The 18,013-nt window shown below is 65.3% G+C and carries 15 protein-coding genes; 7 read left to right on the top strand and 8 right to left on the bottom strand.

The genetic code is table 11. The annotated features are described in order from the left end of the window. Positions 1 to 96: 96 nt before the first annotated feature. The 3 genes from JN531_RS07205 to JN531_RS07195 form a co-directional block, all read right to left on the bottom strand. Positions 97 to 3,501, bottom strand: coding sequence for a TonB-dependent receptor (locus JN531_RS07205; RefSeq protein WP_228348187.1), 3,405 nt, complete (start codon positions 3,499 to 3,501; stop codon positions 97 to 99). A gap of 361 nt (positions 3,502 to 3,862) precedes the next feature. Beyond that, positions 3,863 to 4,858 carry a FecR family protein gene (locus tag JN531_RS07200; RefSeq protein WP_228348186.1) on the bottom strand — a complete coding sequence of 332 codons (996 nt, stop codon included), beginning with the start codon at positions 4,856 to 4,858 and terminating at the stop codon, positions 3,863 to 3,865. Next, the gene (locus JN531_RS07195) at positions 4,851 to 5,438 is read right to left on the bottom strand and encodes an RNA polymerase sigma factor (protein ID WP_228348185.1); all 588 of its coding nucleotides are present in this window, start codon (positions 5,436 to 5,438) and stop codon (positions 4,851 to 4,853) included. Before JN531_RS07195 ends, JN531_RS07200 begins: the two co-directional genes overlap by 8 nt. A 718-nt stretch (positions 5,439 to 6,156) precedes the next feature. Between JN531_RS07195 and metH the strand changes: the two genes are divergently transcribed. Together metH and JN531_RS07185 are read left to right on the top strand one after the other, a co-directional pair. Beyond that, positions 6,157 to 9,936, top strand: coding sequence for a methionine synthase (metH, locus tag JN531_RS07190; protein ID WP_228348184.1), 3,780 nt, complete (start codon positions 6,157 to 6,159; stop codon positions 9,934 to 9,936). Positions 9,937 to 10,087: 151 nt separating this feature from the next. Then, positions 10,088 to 10,402 carry an alanine-zipper protein gene (locus JN531_RS07185; protein ID WP_228348183.1) on the top strand — a complete coding sequence of 105 codons (315 nt, stop codon included), beginning with the start codon at positions 10,088 to 10,090 and terminating at the stop codon, positions 10,400 to 10,402. A 3-nt stretch (positions 10,403 to 10,405) separates the two neighbouring features. Here JN531_RS07185 and JN531_RS07180 read toward each other — a convergent pair whose 3' ends face one another. Together JN531_RS07180 and JN531_RS07175 are read right to left on the bottom strand one after the other, a co-directional pair. Beyond that, the gene (locus tag JN531_RS07180) at positions 10,406 to 11,386 is read right to left on the bottom strand and encodes a L,D-transpeptidase family protein (RefSeq protein WP_228348182.1); all 981 of its coding nucleotides are present in this window, start codon (positions 11,384 to 11,386) and stop codon (positions 10,406 to 10,408) included. Positions 11,387 to 11,399: 13 nt separating this feature from the next. Then, complete coding sequence (locus JN531_RS07175; protein WP_228348181.1) at positions 11,400 to 12,473, bottom strand: mechanosensitive ion channel family protein; 1,074 nt, start codon at positions 12,471 to 12,473, stop codon at positions 11,400 to 11,402. Positions 12,474 to 12,638: 165 nt separating this feature from the next. Between JN531_RS07175 and JN531_RS07170 the strand changes: the two genes are divergently transcribed. From JN531_RS07170 to JN531_RS07160, 3 genes are all read left to right on the top strand, one after another. After that, the gene (locus JN531_RS07170) at positions 12,639 to 12,845 is read left to right on the top strand and encodes a SlyX family protein (RefSeq protein WP_228348180.1); all 207 of its coding nucleotides are present in this window, start codon (positions 12,639 to 12,641) and stop codon (positions 12,843 to 12,845) included. A 161-nt stretch (positions 12,846 to 13,006) separates the two neighbouring features. Beyond that, positions 13,007 to 13,864, top strand: a complete 858-nt coding sequence (locus JN531_RS07165; protein ID WP_228348179.1) for a DUF3014 domain-containing protein — start codon at positions 13,007 to 13,009, stop codon at positions 13,862 to 13,864. Between the two features lie 32 nt (positions 13,865 to 13,896). Next, positions 13,897 to 14,352: an HIT family protein gene (locus tag JN531_RS07160; RefSeq protein ID WP_228348178.1), complete on the top strand. Its 456-nt coding sequence runs from the start codon at positions 13,897 to 13,899 to the stop codon at positions 14,350 to 14,352. Between the two features lie 13 nt (positions 14,353 to 14,365). On the opposite strand, the gene JN531_RS07155 is transcribed toward JN531_RS07160, so the two are convergent. The 3 genes from JN531_RS07155 to JN531_RS07145 form a co-directional block, all read right to left on the bottom strand. Then, the gene (locus JN531_RS07155) at positions 14,366 to 15,592 is read right to left on the bottom strand and encodes an SH3 domain-containing protein (RefSeq protein ID WP_228348177.1); all 1,227 of its coding nucleotides are present in this window, start codon (positions 15,590 to 15,592) and stop codon (positions 14,366 to 14,368) included. 98 nt (positions 15,593 to 15,690) lie between these two features. Further along, the gene (locus JN531_RS07150) at positions 15,691 to 16,290 is read right to left on the bottom strand and encodes a DUF2946 family protein (protein ID WP_228348176.1); all 600 of its coding nucleotides are present in this window, start codon (positions 16,288 to 16,290) and stop codon (positions 15,691 to 15,693) included. Further along, the gene (locus JN531_RS07145) at positions 16,290 to 16,475 is read right to left on the bottom strand and encodes a DUF4169 family protein (protein ID WP_228348175.1); all 186 of its coding nucleotides are present in this window, start codon (positions 16,473 to 16,475) and stop codon (positions 16,290 to 16,292) included. The genes JN531_RS07150 and JN531_RS07145 overlap by 1 nt, the downstream gene beginning before the upstream one ends. A 261-nt stretch (positions 16,476 to 16,736) precedes the next feature. Between JN531_RS07145 and JN531_RS07140 the strand changes: the two genes are divergently transcribed. Beyond that, positions 16,737 to 16,949: a cold-shock protein gene (locus JN531_RS07140; protein ID WP_228348174.1), complete on the top strand. Its 213-nt coding sequence runs from the start codon at positions 16,737 to 16,739 to the stop codon at positions 16,947 to 16,949. Between the two features lie 89 nt (positions 16,950 to 17,038). Then, positions 17,039 to 17,965, top strand: coding sequence for an NTF2 fold immunity protein (locus JN531_RS07135; RefSeq protein ID WP_228348173.1), 927 nt, complete (start codon positions 17,039 to 17,041; stop codon positions 17,963 to 17,965). Positions 17,966 to 18,013: the final 48 nt, after the last annotated feature.

Here is an 18,013-nt window from a genome sequence, read left to right as displayed (position 1 = left end):
CTACTTGTTAAGACGCATGAGCAGGGCGAATCCGCACCGTCAAGCACAAAGGGCGGCCCGAGGGCCGCCCCCACAGCGCTGCAGCCCTTCCGACTATCAGAAAGTCTTGGAAATACTGAAGCCGACCAGCCGTGGGTCCAGCGTAAAGACGTTGGTGGTCAGGCCGGTGTCGTCCGAATTGAGAAAGGCCCCGGTAATCGGCGTGTCATTCAGCACATTCTTCACATAGAGCTCCATCGCCAGCGCCGAGCGCGGATGCTCCATCCGGATCGCCAGGTTGACGTTGTGCCAGGACTTCAGCCGGTCATAGGGCTCGAAGTTGTAGACACGATGGTAGGACTCATCCTGCCAGTACACATCCCCGCGCAGCGTCGCCCGCCACTCGTGCTTGAACATGTCGATGCCGTACTGGGCCCCGAGGTTGGCGGTCAAGCGGGGGGAGTTCGGCAGCTCGTTGCCGCCGAGGTCGGCCAGGAGGCCGGCGCCGCCGTTGAGCTCGGGGTAGTTGGCCGGGTCATACTGCTCCCCGGTCGCAGGGTCAATCGCACGCTGGGAGCCCAAACCGTTGTACCCACCACACAAGCGAAAATACTGCACCGCCCCCTCGGTCGCCAAACGGTATTCAGCAACATCCGTAGGCACGACACAGTTGGATGGCAACTGCACCCAGGGCTTCACGACGATGTAATCGGAATTGCTCTGCGTTCGATTCATGATGTCGATCGACTGCTCTCCGTCGTCCACCCGCGTCTTCAGCAGCCCCAGGTTGGCCACAACCTGAAAATCCACTGTTGGCGCAAAAACCGCTTCCAGCTCAGCACCCCACACCGTGGTATCAAAATTCTCGTTGACCGCAGTCCGGTCACGGATCTGGGATACCTGGTAGTCCTTGTAGTCGTAGAAGAACGCGGTGGCATTGAGCACCATGGCGCCACCGAACAGCGTGTTCTTAGCGCCCACCTCGAACGCGTTGACGAACTCGGGCTCGAACGTCGGCCCGTACTCAACAGCGTTGAGTACCAGGAACCCATCGGCACCACCGGCCAGAAAGTTCTGATAGACGTTGCGCTCATCGTCGGTGATGACCCCGCGGGAGAGCAGGTCGTCCCATACGGCGAAGCCGGGACTGGGGGGATTCGCACCGCCGCCCTTGTAGCCCCGAGAGAAAAAGGCGTACAGGAGGGTTTCGTCCGTGAAGGCGGCATCCATCTTCCAGTCAACACCGATGCGACCGCTCATCTCGCCCCAGGTCTGAACGATGTCGGGCAGCTCCGGATACCCGTGACTGACATAGCCGCCCGCCAGGGTTGTCGGCGCAAGAAGGACCTGGCTAGGCACCGGAGTAAACCGCTTCTTGTCACGGGTATAGCGCAATCCGACCGTCAGCTTCCCGGCATCGTTGAACTGCCAATAGGCCTCGCCGAAGGCGGCGTAGGAGTTGAGCTTGTAGGGGTTCTTGGAGCGGAAGTAATTGTGCCCGTTGCCATCAATCTGATCGACAGGGTTGGGGTCAATGTACGGGCAGGCCGAGTTCGGCGCATCGGTGGGAACGGCCGGTCCCTCGGCTGTGAACCCTGAAGCGAAACATTGACTGATATCGCCGCTCCCGCGGCCCGTGTTGAACGGCGGCATCATTGCGTAAGCGGTCAGCAGGTTGTACATCACGTAGTAGTCGGCCAACACGTCAAACGTTGTGTAGTTCGCGCCAAAGCTGAAATTGAACGGCCCGTCCCAGGCCGATTGGAGGCGTAGCTCCTGACTGAACTGCTCAGCGCTGGCGCTGGCGATATCGAAGCCCGCAATCGTGTTGGAACAGCCCAACTGCGGATCGCAGAACTGGCCACCCGGTGCCAGGTGCCGAAAGGGACTGGGCTCCATGACGCCTGGCTGGTTGAAAGGATCAGGCTCCCACAGGAGCGAACTGGTATCCGTGAAAATCGGCACCGTATTGAATCGGTTGTAGTCCTGAAACGAGTAGGTTTGGTCGTCGACGTACGCCGTCTGAGAGTGCAACGAAAGGCCCCGACCAAGATCGAACTCCAGGTTCAGATTGAGCAGGTCAGCCTCGGCCCGGTAGACCGGATCACGGAACGACGCAATCGTTCGCAGATCGCGCGACTGCATCTGACCGTCGTAGGGATCCTGGAAGCGGATGGGCGCCGTCGGCTGACCGTTCTCGTCGAAGCCGATGTGAAAGACGTCACTCAGCGCCAACATGCCCAGCACGAAGTTGATCGCGAGACCGTTCGGCGTGCCGAAAGCCGCGTCGTCATACAGACTCCCCGCTTTGCAGCCGGTGGAGAAAACGGCCGGCAGGAGCAGGTCATAGCGCGGGAAATTGGGGTCGGACGTGGGTTGCGCGCCCACATGCGTGGGACCATCGTCCCGATGACAAAGCTGCTTGCCCGTCCGCGAACGATTGTCGTCTTCGTTGAAGTGTTCCCAGATCAGACTGCCCCGCATCCAGTCAGTGGGCTGGAAGCCGAGCGTCACACGACCCGTCCAGAGATCACGACCGTTGATGCTGTTGCCGGTGATGGTGTTGAAGTCGTAGCCATCGCGGCTGGTGTAGGCCCCGGCCACGCGTAGCCCCAGCATCCCTTCAACCACGGGAATGTTGATCACTGCCGAACCGCGCCGCGTATTGTAGTTGCCCACTTCGGACTTCAGTTGAGTGCTAAAGGCGTTCAGGTCCGGCCTGGCGGAGATGACGTTGACCACGCCACCGGTGGAATTGCGCCCGTACAGGGTGCCCTGGGGGCCGCGCAGCACTTCCACCCGCTCGATGTCCAGGTACTCCTGTTCAAACAGGCGGTTCTGGATAATCGCCGTGCCATTGAAGGACACGGCCACGCCTGGATCGGAGGTGGCGGATATCGACTGCGTCCCCACGCCCCGGATCTGGAAGTTGTAGCCGGTAAAGTTGGTCTTGGTGAAGCTGACGTTGGGGATGGCCTTCAGTAGGTCGAAGCCACCTTCGATCTTGTAGGCGTTGAGGTCCTCGGCCGAGAACGCGGAGATGGCAATCGGCACATCCTGCAGTCGCTCTTCCTTCTTCTGCCCGGTGACGATGATTTCTTCAACACCGGCACGACGCGCCGCGGCCACATTGGCGCTGGCGCTGCCCTCAGCGAAAGGGCCAGCATCCGCTCCGGTATCGGCGAGGGAGTTGGGTGTGCCGATGGCCATGGCGCCAGTGGCATCGCGGGTAACGACCAGCTCGGTGCCCTGCAGCAGCACATCCAGCGCGGCATCGACGGTGGTTTCACCACGCACGCCGGCGGTGGTGATCCCGGCGACATCGGCATCCCGATAGATGAGCTGGATTCCGCTCTGTTGCACCAGTGCATCCAGTGCGTCGGCCATGGGGCCGGCGGGGATGTTGAGGGCTTGAGTCTGCTCGGTGGCCGCGCCGGTGCCGTCTTGGGCAATGGCCAGGGGCGCGAAGAACATCAGGCTGAAACCCGCGATGGCGGATTTCAGAATGGGTGCACGCATCATGTGTGATCTCCTCTGAGCGGCTTCGTGATGGGCCGCGTAAGGGTTAGGACACGTCAGCGGGGAGGTTCCGGAACATGGGGGCGCTGGGGCGCCGGGAATGGTGAGCGCCTGCGGCGCTGGGAATCCGGAGTTTGTAGCGGGCACGCTATCAGAAGCGCCAGTGACGCTTCTGAGCCCGCGGAAAACGGGGGCAGCCCCGGGGGAAGCAACGGCATCCGGGAAGTGCGCGGGTGGGGTGAAGGCTACGCGGCCTTCGTTGTCATCGCGAGCGGCGGTGCGGCGTGGCGATCTCGTGATCACGGGCACTGCTAACCGGACGAGATTGCCGCGCCTGCTTCGCAGGCTCGCAATGACAGGCGGCCTAAGCCGCTTCCCCCGCGGCGGTGACGCGGATGGCGGCGCCCTGGGGTTCCAGTTGAAGACCGTAGGCGCGTTGCAGCAGGCGGGCGAAGGCATCGAGGTTGGTGGCTTCGAAGCTGCCGCTGATGCGGGTGGTGCTGGCACCGGGGCCTTCGACCTGCAGTTGCTGCGTGTTGTAGCGGTTGAACTCGCGGGCGGCGTCGACCAGCGGCGTGTTGTCGAAGATCAGCAGACCGCGGCGCCAGGCCAGCTCGCGTTGCAGCACCGGCGGGGCGGCGTCGGCCATGAGGGTGTTGTTGGCCTCGGCGATGACGCGCTTGCCGCGGGTGGCGATGGTGGGGGGGGCATCCACCTTGGGCTGCAGGGCCTCGACCTTGACCCGCCCCTCTTCCACCATCACCTCGACGCGGCGGCCGTCCTGCCGCACCGAAAAGCGGGTGCCCAACACGGTGATGCGGCGGTCGCCTGCAAAAACGGTGAAGGGGCGACTTTCGTCATGGGCGATGTCGAAGAAGGCTTCGCCCTTCTGCAGCCACACCACCCGTTTCTGGTCATCGACTTCGGCCCGCAGTTGGGTGTCGGTGTTCAGTTCCAGCCGCGAGCCATCGCGCAGCGGCACGATCTCCTTGCCGCCGACGGCAGTGGCGTACATCTGCACGCCGCGGGCCTGCCATTGCTGCCAGCCGAGCAGGCCGACCGCCACACTGAGGATGACGGTGGCGGCCAGCGCCCAGCCTTTCCAGCCCAGGCCTTCGGGCTGCCATTCGGCCTGATGCGGGCGGCGCGGCAGCTGTTGCGCCAGCGTCGCTGGCTGCAGTTGCTGCAGGTGATCGAGCCGCTGCAGGCCGGCCCCCGCCCGCAACCAGGCGACCCGGTGGGCGGTGGCCTCGGCCAGCCACAGGTCGAGCGCGACCTGGTCATCGGCCGACCAGCCGGGGCCTTCGGCCCGCAGGCGCCACTGCAGGGCGCGCTGTTCGATGTCGCGATGGTCAGTCACGGGGCAGCCCCTGGCGCTTGCCCTGCACGGCGGCGCCGCGCTGGATACGGCCGCTGCCGCCGAGCATGTAATCGATGAGCGCTTTCATGCCGTACATCATGTGTTTTTCGACGGTGTCTTCCGCCACGCCCATGCGGGCGGCGCAATCGCGCTGGGACAGGCCCTCGATGCGGCGCAGCACCACGGCCTCGCGGCAGCGGGGCGGCAGGCGGTCGAGGCCTTCCTGCAGTTGGCGGATGTCGTCGCGGGCACTGGCTTCCTGTTCCGGGGTGATGGTGTCGATCGCAACGTTGAGGGCGTCGAGGTCGGCCACGGCTTCAATGGAGACGATGCGGCTGCGCCGCACATGGTTGATCAGCAGGTTGCGGGCGGCACGGAAGACGAAGGCCTGGGTTTGCGCGGGCAGCCCGGTACGGGCGGATTCGTAAAGGCGCACATAGAGCTCCTGCCGCAGATCGGCGAGGTCTGACTCGTTGCGCCAGTTGCGCCGCAGAAAGCGCATGAGGGCGGGCTCCAGGGGCAAGACATCCTGGGTGAACCATCGATCGATCTCGTGCGCATCCACGTCCACGTTCGCCATCGCTCCTCCGCGGGCCCTGCTGGCCTTCGCCGCCCCGGTCGCACGCCGGTGCTGGCTTCAATCTAGTGCAGACACGCGGGAAGCGGAAATCCGGTACGGCGTCTTTGACATCGCGAGGCCATCTGTCATCGCGAGCCGCGAGCCCCTTGACTGTCATCGCGAGCCGCGAAGCGGCGTGGCGATCTCATGGCCGCGGGCACTGCCAGCCGGACAAGATTGCCACGCCTGCTGCGCTGGCTCGCAATGACAAGGAACGGACTGTCATCGCGAGCCGCGAAGCGGCGTGGCGATCTCATGGCCACGGGCACTGCCAGCCGGACGAGATTGCCACGCCTGCTGCGCAGGCTCGCAATGACAAATAGCGGAGCGCTGAGTGCCACGAATGCCCATAAAAAAGGCCGAAGGTCGTCGAGACCTCCGGCCAGTTTGCCCGGTCCGCTAGGGGGAGAACCGGGTGGGGGAGAGCGGATTGGGAGTGGCGTCCTCAATCCGTGACGCCACCTTAGGCCTACCGGGATCCCTTTGGGGGGTCTGGATGATGCAGGGCAGTGTCACGCAGACGAACGGTGGCGAATCACCGTCACCGGCGCAGTGAGGCCGATAGAAGGTCGCCCGCGCTACCCTGTGGCGCGCCGCCTGCGCATGGCGCATGCGCTTATCCGCTTATCCGCTTATCCGTATAAGAGGATATAATTCTCCCTTTGCCGATTCGATGCTCATGACCCCGCACCCCCGCTACGCTGAACTTCAGGCCGCCCTCGCCCGCCGCATCCTGGTGCTGGACGGCGCCATGGGGACGATGATCCAGCGCCACAAGCTGAGCGAAGCGGACTACCGCGGCACGCGCTTCGCCGACTGGCCGCACGACCTGCAGGGCAACAACGACCTGCTGGTGCTGACCCAGCCGGACATCATTCGCAGCATCCACCGGGAATACCTGGACGCGGGCGCGGACCTCATCGAGACCAACACCTTCAACGCACAGGTGATCTCGATGGCCGACTACCACATGGAGTCGCTCAGCTTCGAGATGAACGTGGCGGCCGCACGGCTGGCGCGCGAGGCCGCCGATGCGGTGAGCACGCCGGAACGGCCACGCTTTGTCGCCGGCGCCATCGGCCCCACCAACCGTACCGCCAGCATCAGCCCGGACGTCAACGACCCCGGCAAGCGCAATGTCACTTTCCAGCAACTGGTGGATGCCTATCTGGAGCAGGCCCGGGCGCTGGCGGAAGGGGGTGTCGACCTGTTCCTGATCGAGACCATCTTCGACACGCTGAATGCCAAGGCGGCGATCTTCGCCTGCGAAACCTTCTTCGAGGCCTGTGGTGTCCGCTACCCGGTGATCCTCTCCGGCACCATCACCGATGCCTCCGGCCGCACGCTGTCGGGCCAGACCACCGAGGCCTTCTGGGCAGCCGTTCGCCACGCTCAGCCGCTGGCGGTGGGCTTCAACTGCGCACTGGGCGGGAAGGACATGCGGCCGTACATTGCGGAGCTGTCGCGGCTGGCCGACTGCCGTATCTCCTGCTATCCCAATGCCGGGCTGCCCAATGCCTTCGGCGAGTATGACGAGCGCCCGGACGAAACCGCCGCGATTCTCCGCGGCTTTGCCGACGACGGCCTGGTCAACATCGTCGGCGGCTGCTGTGGCACCTCGCCGGACCACATCGCCGCCATTGCCAAAGCCGTGGAGGGCGTCACCCCGCGCTCGCCGGTGCCGCATGTGCCGGTGATGCGGCTGTCGGGGCTAGAGCCGCTGACGGTCACGCCGGAACTCGGCTTCGTGAATGTCGGCGAGCGCACCAACGTCACCGGCTCGGCCGCCTTCCGCAAGCTCATCAAGGAGGGCGACTACACCGCTGCCCTCGCCGTGGCCCGCCAGCAGGTGGAGGCCGGCGCACAGGTCATCGACGTCAATATGGACGAGGGCATGCTGGATGGCGTCGAAGCCATGCAGACCTTCCTCAAGCTGATCGCCTCCGAGCCCGACATTTCGCGGGTGCCGGTGATGATCGACAGCTCAAAGTGGGCCGTCATCGAGGCCGGGCTGCAGTGTGTGCAGGGCAAGCCCATCGTCAATTCCATCTCGATGAAGGAAGGCATCGAACCCTTTCTCGAACAGGCGCGGCTGTGCCGTCGTTACGGGGCGGCGGTGGTGGTCATGGCCTTCGACGAGGAAGGCCAGGCCGACACCCTGGAACGCCGCAAGGTGATCTGCCGACGCGCCTACGACCTGCTGGTGAACGAGGTCGGCTTCCCGCCGGAAGACATCATCTTCGACCCCAATGTGTTTGCGGTGGCCACCGGCATCGAGGCGCACAACCGCTACGGGCTGGACTTCATCGAGGCCACCGGCTGGATTCGCGACAACCTGCCCCACTGCCACATCTCCGGCGGTGTCTCCAATGTGAGCTTCAGCTTCCGCGGCAACAACCTGGTGCGCGAGGCGATTCACAGCGTGTTCCTGTATCACGCCATCCAGCGCGGCATGGACTTCGGCATCGTCAACGCCGGCGTGCTGCCGGTGTACTCCGACCTGCCCGCCGAACTGCGTGACGGCATCGAGGACGTGATCCTGTTCCGCCGCGAAGATGCCGGCGAGCGGCTGCTGGAGATCGCCGGCCGCTATCAAGGCGGCGGTGCCGGAGCCAAGCAGACACTGGATGACAGCTGGCGTGAACTGCCGGTGGGCGAGCGCATCACCCATGCGCTGGTAAAAGGCATCGATGCCCATGTCGAAGCTGATACCGAGGAACTGCGGGCCGAGATCGCGGCGCGCGGCGGACGCCCCATCGAGGTGATCGAAGGCCCGCTGATGGCCGGCATGAACGTGGTCGGCGACCTGTTCGGTGCCGGCAAGATGTTCCTGCCGCAGGTGGTGAAATCGGCCAGGGTGATGAAGAAGGCGGTCGCCTATCTCATTCCCTTCATCGAGGCTGAGAAGAAGCCCGGTGATGTGGCGCAGGCCAAGGGCAAGATCCTGATGGCGACAGTGAAGGGCGATGTCCACGACATCGGCAAGAACATCGTCGGCGTGGTGCTCCAGTGCAACAACTACGATGTGGTCGACCTCGGCGTGATGGTGCCGGGCCAAAAGATTCTCGACGCCGCACGCGAGCACCAGGTCGACATCATCGGCTTGTCCGGGCTGATCACGCCCAGCCTCGACGAGATGGTGAATCTCGCCAGGGAAATGCAGCGTCAGGGCTTCACCATTCCACTGTTGATCGGTGGCGCCACCACCTCGCGCGCGCACACCGCGGTGAAGATCGACAAAGCGTATGACGGCCCGGTGATCTGGGTGAAAGATGCCTCCCGCTCGGTGCCGGTGGCCGCCGCCCTGCTATCGGAAGAACAGAAGCCGAAGCTACTGGCCGACACCCAGGCCGAGTACGACCAGATTCGCGAACGTCACGGCAACAAGGACCGGCAGCAGAAGTTCGTGTCGCTGGCGGCTGCCCGTGACAATCGCACGCCGTTGAACTGGGCAGGCTATGTACCGCCGCGCCCGAGGATGCTGCTGCAACAGGCCAAGGATGTCTGCGAGGGGCCGGGGTGCGACCACCATCACGAACATGCCACGCAATTCATCAAGACCTTCCGCGACTACCCGCTGGCCGAACTGCGCGACTACATCGACTGGCAGCCGTTCTTCATCGGCTGGGAGTTGAAGGGCCGCTACCCCGACCTGCTCAACAATCCGGCCTCCGGTGAGGCCGCGCGCAAGCTGTTCGCCGATGCCAATGCCATGCTCGATACGATCATTGCCGAAAAGTGGATCCGTGCCAACGGCGTGATCGGCCTGTTCCCGGCCAACCAGGTGGATGACGACGACGTTGAGGTCTATGCCGACGATACCCGCGCTGCGGTAAGGGTACGGCTGTGCAACCTGCGTCAGCAGTCGGAACATCGCGCTGGCGTGCCGCATCGCAGCCTCGGCGATTTCGTCGCGCCCAAGACCAGCGGCCTGCGCGATCATGTCGGCGCGTTCGCGGTCACCACCGGTCTCGGTGCTGAGGAGCGGGTGAAGGCCTTCAAGGCCGCCAACGACGACTACAACGCAATCCTGCTGGAGTCGCTGGCCGACCGACTGGCGGAAGCCTTTGCCGAACGCCTGCATCAGCGTGTGCGCAAGGAGTTCTGGGGCTACCAACCGGACGAGCACCTCGACAACGCGGCGCTGATCGACGAGAAGTACGTCGGTATCCGCCCCGCGCCCGGCTACGCCGCCTGCCCCGAACACACCGAGAAGGCGACGCTGTGGCAGCTGCTCGACGTGGAGGCCAACACCGGGATGAAGCTGACCGAGAGCATGGCCATGTGGCCCGGCGCCAGTGTCTCCGGCTGGTACTACAGCCATCCGGAATCGCAGTACTTCGTGGTCGGCCGGGTCAACCGCGAGCAGGTGGAAGACTACGCTCGCCGCAAGGGCTGGACGCTGGCCGAAGCCGAGAAGTGGCTGGCGCCAAACCTCGGCTATGAACCGGAAGATTGAACCGGCGCAGCGTCAGGCAATGGTCATGTGAATGCGGTGTGATGGGTTGCGGCCCGTGGCGACGGCGTGCAGGATGACCCCGTCGCGGGCCGGCGCCACGGCGCGCGTGCTGTTTTGACCTTCATCCGACTGAGCACAAGAGGATTTACACATGAACAACCGTACCCTTGCATCGGGCCTGAAGATGGTTGCCCTGGCCGCCGCCGTCACCCTGGCCAGTGGCTGTGCCACCACCGCAGCCGTCGAGCAGGCCCAGGCCCGCGCCGACGAAGCCATGCGGGTCGCACAGGAAGCGCAGCGCACTGCCGAGGCAGCGTCGAAGACGGCCCAGACGGCCAACCAGGCCGCGCAGTCCGCGCAGGGCACTGCCGACGAAGCCAAGCGCAGCGCCGATGCCGCCCTGGCGAAGACCGCCGAGCTGGAAACCAAAATGGACCGCGCTTTCAAGCAGTCGATGCAGAAGTAGGTTTCAACCGCGTGATGCGGCGCCCGTCATGACGACGGGCGCTTTTTTTATGTCCGCGAGGGTCGGCGATTGCAGCGATTGAGGTTGCGCCTGCAACGGTTGCGGCAAGCCGTCGGCCTGCTCGAAGAGGTCGCGCAGCCGGGCCGTGTCGATCTGCGACTGGCGTGCCGGGTCATCCCCGGCCCAACGTTGAACCGCCGTCAGCACCGCCGGCCAGGCCCCGACACCGGTATCGGGAATCGGCGTGTCACGCGGGCGGTGAATTTCCAGCCACAATGCGCCATCGACCTCGGTGAGCTTCACCGGTTGGTTGACGATCCGCACGGCGGTACCGACCGGGGTGGCGCGGAACAGGGTTTCGATGTGTTCCGGATACAGGCGAACGCAGCCGCGCGTCACCGCCATGCCGATCCCGTAAGGCCGGTTGGTCCCGTGGATGAGGTAGCCGGGTCGATCCAGTTTCAGCGCGTACTCGCCCAGCGGATTGTCGGGTCCTGCCGGCACCGGCCTGGGCGGCGGTTCGCCGCGGGCGGCGGCCTCCTGCCGCATCGACACCGGTGGATACCAGGTGGGGTGCGCCACCTTGGTGGTCACCCGCATCCGGCCTCGGGGCGTCTCCAGATGTTCCCGACCGATGCTCACCGGATACGTCTCCAGCCGCTGCCCGCCGTCCGAGAACACATACATCCGTTGCTCCGGCAGGTTGATGACGATGCCCTCCCGCGGGGCATCCGGCAGGATCCACCGGGTCGGCAGTCGCACCACCGTGCCTTCGCCCGGCAACCAGGTATCGACGTCGGGGTTGGCAGCGCGAATCTCGTCGTGCCCGAGCCCGAACCGACGCGCCAGATCGGGCAACGTGTCTTCGTGCGCCGTGCGTACCGTCTGCAGTTCGCCCACCAACCCTTGGGCCGCGTCGAGCCGGTAAGACTGTGCCGCCGCCGGCATCACTGCCAGCAGCAGCGACAAGGCAATGCCGCCCATCCCGGCCCGCATCTCAGGCCGCCTCGGGCCCCGGCACCGCGCCACCGTGCTCGATGAACAGCGTGCGCGTCGGGTAGGCGAAGTCGATACCGGCGGCGGCAAAGCGCCGCACCAGTGCAAGGTTGATGGCCTGCTGCGCATCCATGTAGTCGGTGTAGTCAGACGACGTCACCCAATAGATGACCTCGAAATCCAGCGAGGAATCCCCGAATTTGAGGAAATGGGCGCGATCGAACCGGGTGTTCGGGGTGGCGTCGATGACTTCGCGCACCATCGCCGGGATCGCCTCAAGCTGGGCGGGTGTGGTCTGGTACAACACACCGAAGGTGAACGGTATGCGCCGCTCATACATCCGCTTGTAGTTGCGGATCCGCGTTTTCAGCAGGTCCGAGTTGGAAAAAATGATCTGCTCGCCACTGAGGCTGCGGATGCGGGTGGTCTTCAAGCCGACATGCTCGACGGTTCCCGACAAGGTGTCGACCACCACAAAATCGCCGAGCACGAAGGGCTTGTCGATCACGATGGACAAGGAGGCGAACAGATCGCCGAGGATGTTCTGCACGGCCAGCGCCACCGCGATGCCGCCGACCCCCAGGCCCGCCACCAGCGCCGTTACGTCGACCCCGAGGTTGTCCAGCGTGACCAGCACCAGGGCCGACCACAACACGATGCGGCTGACAAACCCCAGGGCTGCCAGGCTGGTGGCGGCGCCCGCGTCGGTCGCCAGCGTGCGTGACTTGTAGCGTTCCAGCCAGAACCCGATACCGGCGTTCAGCCACATGCCGATCTGCAGGAACAGGGCCACGGTGGCGGTGATGGTAAAGACGTCGACCACCCGCTCGGGCAGGTTCAGGAGTCGCGTCGCCACCGACAGCGTGACGCCCAGCACCAGCCATTGACGTGTTGCCCGGGCGACAAAGACCAGCGAATCGTCGACCCGCGACTGGGTGTTCCGGGCAAGCCGGCTGAGTCGGTTGAGGATCACCCATTTGATCGCGCCGATGGCGACGTTGATGGTCAATGCGACCGCGAAGACAGTCAGCCAGTCGCGCAGCGGATTGTCCAGCAGCGTGATGTCGAGGATCATGGTGGAGGTCACAGGTAGAGGCGGTTGAAAGCGGTCCGGGCGGCTGTCTTAACCGGTCGCCGCGACAATCTCAAGCGCGCTGCGGCAAATTCGGGGTCGTCAGTCACAACCGTGACCGGTTTTCGGCATGCTTGGCAACTCAATTCCCCCGAGCTGCCCTCGCCGATGTCCGAAGACCGCCTGATCGAACTGGAAACCCGCTTCGCCTACCAGGAGGCCGCGTTGCATTCCCTGAGCGACACCTTGGCTGCGCAGCATGCGCGCATTGAGCGCCTCGAGCGCACCTGTCGGCACCTGCTCGACCGGCTGCCGACCGCCGGCGACGGCGCCGAGAAGGCCAGCGCCCGCGACGAAGTCCCGCCCCATTACTGATCGCCAGCCAAGCGCACGGGTGACAAAAAGAGGCTCGAGCCAGGGCCCGAGTATGCGAGACTTGACGCTTCATGCAGTGCCCGTTCCGGCGCGAAGTCGCGGGACCCGGCACTGGTTGTGTCGCGATGACAGGATGCGTGACGGATGAGGCTGATTGAACGATGAAAACTCCAACCTGGTTCCTGATCGCGGTTGCGCTGGTGGTGGCGGCTGTGGTGTGGCTGCTGTTCTGGAGCGACCGCCCCGATACCAGCGAGATTCCGGCTCTGCCGCCGAGCTTGCAACCGGTGCCGGAGCCGACCCCGACGATGGAGCCCGACATCCGCTACCCAGTGCCGGATGCGGGAGACATCGGCGCACCCGATGACGACCAGGACAGCGCCGCCCGCGAACCCTTGCCACCACTTGGCGAGAGCGACGGCCCCTTCCGCCAGGCGCTGCTGGAACGCTTCGGTGACAGTCCGTTGGACCGCTGGCTGGCGCCCTCCGCGCTGATCCAGCGCATCGTCGTCACCATCAACAGCCTCGACCAGACCACTCCGGTGGCATTACGGCTGCGGCCCCTGGCGCATGTACCCGGCCTGTTCCAGGTCATTGGCGGCAACGACACGCTCACCACCAACGACGACAACACCAAGCGCTACGCGCCTTACGTGCAGCTGGCCGCCGACGTTGACGAGACTCGCCTGGTGGCTCTGTATCTACGCTACTACCCCTTGTTTCAGTCCGCCTACGAGGAACTGGGCTTCCCCGGCCGGCACTTCAACGACCGGCTGGTGGACGTGATCGACCATCTGCTGGAAACCCCGGAGATGCCGGGCCCCCTGCCGCTGGTTCGCCCCAAGGTGTTGTATCGGTACGCGGACCCCGACACCGAGGCGCGATCATGGGGCCAGAAAACGCTGATCCGCATGGGCGTGGAGCATCAGCGTGTGGTGAAGGCCCGGCTGCGCAGCGTGCGCGCGGCCCTGGTGCAACAGATGCCGCGCCCGGAGGGCCCGCTCGGGCCCCTTCCCTGAGGGATGGCGCAAGTGACCGCGGTCGCCATCCGATGCTGACCATATTCGACCGCATCATCAGCGGAGACCTGCCGGCCAGCTTCGTCCATCAGGATTCGCATTGCGTGTCGTTCATGGACATCAACCCGATCTCGTCCGGCCATGTGCTGGTGGTGCCTCGGCTGTCGGTCGCCACGCTGGATGCCCTGCCCCCCGAGATCTGTGCACACCTCTGGCGAACCGCCCAGCGGATCGGGGCAGCGCAACGCATCGGCCTCGGTAGCGCCGCCCAGCATCTGCTGATCAACGACGGCAAGGCTGCCAGCCAGAGCGTGCCGCATGTGCATATTCATGTGGTGCCGCGATACCGCGGTGACACCCTGCGCACGCTCGGGCGCATGCTGTGGCATGTCACCACGCTGACGCTGCCACGGCCCGAGCGGATCATCCCGCGGCAGCGGCTCGACGCTCAGGCGGCGGCGATCGCCACCGCCTTGCAAGGCACCTGATACGCGCTGACCGCTACCAACTGGCGTCCTCGCGTTCGACGCCGCGCGCCTGAATCCAGCCACGTTCGTTGCCGATACTGACGAACAGCCATTTGCCGAAACGGTTCTGGAAGGACGACTCCACCACCACCCGCAGTCCTTTGGGCAACTGGCGGATCACGGCGCTGTTGTTGGTGGGCGAGGTACGGAAGTCGACGACTTCCCGCAGGGCTTTTCCAACTGCGGTGTCTGCACTGGATCGGTCCGCACTCGCAGCCGAATCGGCCGTCGGGCGCTCGCGCATCCGCTCGGGAAACGGAGCCTGCGGCGGCGGCGGAGCGACGGTCGGCTTGGGCGTGCGTGCGCGCGGCGCGATGGCCGGGCCGGGCGGCGGCAAGGCGCCGGATTCCAACGCTACCGGGATGGTGGCGTGGGCGATCGCTGATGGCGCCGCCACTGGTGTGAAGTTCGTGTTCTCCACCGGCACGGCGGCTTCGAGGGCGATCTGCAGGGGCGCCACGAAGGGCGACAAGAGCTTGCCGGCCCAGGCCGATTCCGCCGGACCGCCGTCGGTCTGCGTCCACCGCTTGTGGTCATGCCAGACCACCTGTCGCGCGGCAAGATCGACGAAAGCCACGGCCGTGCCGTCGCGCGCATAGGGCGGATTGCCGCGCAGCATCTGCCCCAGCACACCGCCGCCCGCATCGTCTCGCGCGGTCAGTACGGCAACCCAAAGGTAGTCGGCACCGACCAGCGACCGCACCCGATCCAGCGTCGCGACCGGCAACGCCTCAAGCGCGGACTGCGGGGCCTCCGCCAGCGCGGCGCGCAGGAAGGCACTGACCGCAGGTGCCAGCGCATCGTCCGCCAGAGCCTCGGCACTGTGGGGAATCGGCAGAAATCCGGGCGCACCGATCTGATCACGCTCATCGGCAATCAGAGCCTCGCCGAGCTCACGGCCGAGCGCGGCACAAGCCGCAGGGCTGTGGGTGCCACGGACACTGTATCCCTCCTGCTTCAGTCGGCTGGCCATGGCCACCGCAGCCGACCCCGCCAGCGAAACGCTGACCCGGCGATACACGGTCGCGCTGTCACCGTCCTGCTGCAATGCGCAGGCATCGGTCAGGACCGCGGCCGAACGGCTGCGGAAGTCCTGACCGCGCGGCACGTCGGCTGAAGGCGCGGCGAGCGGCAGCGAGACGCAGGCGGCCAGACACAGGGGGCCGGTAAGGGCGCCCATCAGGCGCAGTGACAGGGACATGCAGGCTCTCCAGGGCACATGAATGACGCCAGGGAAGCGTCAACTATTCTCCCCGCATCATCACCAAAGGCGGGCAGCGATACCAGCCCCCGGTAGTTTCAGTGGTGTGATTTTCCGGGTTTGGCGGTGGCCGGCGCCGGGGACTGGATGAACCCCAGTGCGGTCGGCAGGTCCTGGCGGTCAATGCGCCTGACCGCCCACTCCTCCCCCGCCTGACGCCACCGCAGCGTGGTGGGCTGTCCGCTGGGAACCCGCAACGCATCCTCCAGCGCCGCCTCGTTGATCGGCGCGCCATCGGCATCCACCAGACATTCCAATGCCGACGGCAGGTCGCTCTCGGCGACCAGCCCGGCACCCAAGGCGGTATCCAGTACCACCGCCCCTTCGTCATCGAGGTAGACGGCACGCACCATGCCGGCCGCCTGCCCGGTGTGCGCAACCCACCCACCCTCTGCAGCCACCGTCAGGATGAAGGGGGTTGCCTCCAGGTCGACGAAACCTCGTTGCGGGCCGTTCTGGATGAACCAGGCACCGCGCGCATCACATTGGTAACGACGGTCGAACAGGTCGAGGATCTGCGGTCGGCTGATCAGCTCGCCCTGGATGCGCCACCGCCCCCGCCGGTCCAGCGACAGCCATCCATAGAGATCCGGGACATTCGGCCAGCGCGCGAGTGCCCGGCGAACCGTGTCATCCATCAGCGGTCGTCCGGCTCGCGTCGATGCTGCTGCAGTTGTCGCTCGGCGAGCGCCTGCGCGTCCTCTTCGCGTTGCTTCTCGGCTGGCGTGCGGCCGAAGCGGATACGGTTTTCCGCCGCCTGCCGCTCGGCGGTGGCGCGGGCCTTCCGTTTCCGGGCCCGGTTGAAATTGAGCAGATCGGCCATGACGGTCCTTACGTGGCAGCGGGATCGCCCACTATTGTCCTCCGACCCGGCGGCCGTACAAGGGCCAGGCGAATGTCGACCGCCGGGGTGGACAAACGTGCAGGCTTCGCGTACCGTCGTGCGCGCAGTTGTTTCAAGCAGTGTTATCCGTGTGATCACCGGACCTATCAACCCGGCGAGCTATACCCGTGATGCGTTCCTTGATCGCTTGCAAATCCCTCGGGCGGGTTGCCCGTTTTAATCGTTTTAGGAATGTATCCAATGAGCACAGTTTCGACCGGTACCGTGAAGTGGTTCAATGACGCCAAGGGCTTCGGGTTCATCACCCCGTCCGAAGGCGGCGAAGACCTTTTCGCGCATTTCAAGGAAATCCAGGGCACGGGCTTCAAGAGCCTGACCGAAGGCCAGAAGGTGGAATACAAAGCCGCCCGTGGCCCGAAGGGCATGCAGGCGACGCAGATTCGCCCGCTCTAAGCTGTCCTGACGTATCAAAAACCGCGGCCTTCGGGTCGCGGTTTTTTTATGCCCGTCGCCCCCGCTCAACGGTAGGCTAGGATGCAGGCATGAATCGGTTCCACCCCCGTATCGCACGCGGCATCCTGTGTTGTCTGCTCCTCGTCGGCATGGCCGCCCCAGCCCACGCTGACAGCCCTGCCGTCGCGCCCGCCTGGTCGCTGCAGACACCGGCGGGCGAAACCGTCCGCTTTCCCGAAGATGCCGGTGGTCGCCCCAGCGTCCTGATGTTCTGGCCGTCCTGGTGTCCGTACAGCCGCGCCCTGCAGCCTTACGTGCAGCGCATCTGGGAGGACTACCGCGATCAGGGCGTCAATGTCTGGACCCTCAACATCAAGGAAGTGGCCGACCCGGTGGAAACCCTGCGCGAACGCGGTCTGAGTTTTCCGCTGCTGCTGAAAGCCGATGCCTTGATGCACCCCTACGGCATTGAACGTACCCCGTGGCTGGTGGTGGTCGATGGTGACAACCGCATCGTCTATACCCGCCCCGCCAATCCGCCGACCCCGATCGATGTTGCCAAGGCGGTACGGCGCACACTCAACGACCTGCTGGGGCCCGACCACGCGGTGCCGCTGCCGACCCGCTATCCGCCCCCCTATGACCTGCACCTGAAATCGGCCAAGGACGTCATGGATCGTCCCGTACCCGCCGTCATTCCGGAGGAGGCGTGGCTGCCCTGGGTCACCGATTACCTGTCCGGGGTCGGCCACGACGAGCGGGTCGACGGCGTGGCCCCGCGCGGGTCCATCGCGGGGGGCAAAACCGCCATCGCCATCGCACGGGATCTGTGGGCCGCCTCCTATGGTGACGACGCGACCCGACGGCAGGCGCCCTATCGCGCGTTCCGCAAGAACAACTACTGGGTGGTGGTCGGGGTCGGCGATGACCAGGCGCTGGGTGAGGGCATGGTGCTGGTGCTGACCCGCGATCGCGGGGAGGTCGTGCGGATACAGTGGGCCGAGCCCCCCCGCTGAGTCCGCGGCTGGCATCCGGAACAGGCCCCGTCTCCGCTTCGGCGATAA

The organism is Flagellatimonas centrodinii (assembly GCF_016918765.2).
Classification (GTDB): Bacteria; Pseudomonadota; Gammaproteobacteria; order Nevskiales; family Nevskiaceae; genus Polycyclovorans; species Polycyclovorans centrodinii.
The sequence above is the reverse complement of the archived record's forward strand: the minus strand, read 5'-3'. Positions and strand labels throughout refer to the sequence as shown.

Bases quoted from the DNA above. Each gene is read 5' to 3' on its own strand.
- JN531_RS07205 (WP_228348187.1), bottom strand. From the start codon at position 3,501: ATGATGCGTGCACCCATTCTGAAATCCGCCATCGCGGGTTTCAGCCTG.
- JN531_RS07195 (WP_228348185.1), bottom strand. From the start codon at position 5,438: ATGGCGAACGTGGACGTGGATGCGCACGAGATCGATCGATGGTTCACC.
- metH (WP_228348184.1), top strand. From the start codon at position 6,157: ATGACCCCGCACCCCCGCTACGCTGAACTTCAGGCCGCCCTCGCCCGC.
- JN531_RS07185 (WP_228348183.1), top strand. From the start codon at position 10,088: ATGAACAACCGTACCCTTGCATCGGGCCTGAAGATGGTTGCCCTGGCC.
- JN531_RS07180 (WP_228348182.1), bottom strand. From the start codon at position 11,386: ATGGGCGGCATTGCCTTGTCGCTGCTGCTGGCAGTGATGCCGGCGGCG.
- JN531_RS07175 (WP_228348181.1), bottom strand. From the start codon at position 12,473: ATGATCCTCGACATCACGCTGCTGGACAATCCGCTGCGCGACTGGCTG.
- JN531_RS07170 (WP_228348180.1), top strand. From the start codon at position 12,639: ATGTCCGAAGACCGCCTGATCGAACTGGAAACCCGCTTCGCCTACCAG.
- JN531_RS07165 (WP_228348179.1), top strand. From the start codon at position 13,007: ATGAAAACTCCAACCTGGTTCCTGATCGCGGTTGCGCTGGTGGTGGCG.
- JN531_RS07160 (WP_228348178.1), top strand. From the start codon at position 13,897: ATGCTGACCATATTCGACCGCATCATCAGCGGAGACCTGCCGGCCAGC.
- JN531_RS07155 (WP_228348177.1), bottom strand. From the start codon at position 15,592: ATGTCCCTGTCACTGCGCCTGATGGGCGCCCTTACCGGCCCCCTGTGT.
- JN531_RS07150 (WP_228348176.1), bottom strand. From the start codon at position 16,290: ATGGATGACACGGTTCGCCGGGCACTCGCGCGCTGGCCGAATGTCCCG.
- JN531_RS07145 (WP_228348175.1), bottom strand. From the start codon at position 16,475: ATGGCCGATCTGCTCAATTTCAACCGGGCCCGGAAACGGAAGGCCCGC.
- JN531_RS07140 (WP_228348174.1), top strand. From the start codon at position 16,737: ATGAGCACAGTTTCGACCGGTACCGTGAAGTGGTTCAATGACGCCAAG.
- JN531_RS07135 (WP_228348173.1), top strand. From the start codon at position 17,039: ATGAATCGGTTCCACCCCCGTATCGCACGCGGCATCCTGTGTTGTCTG.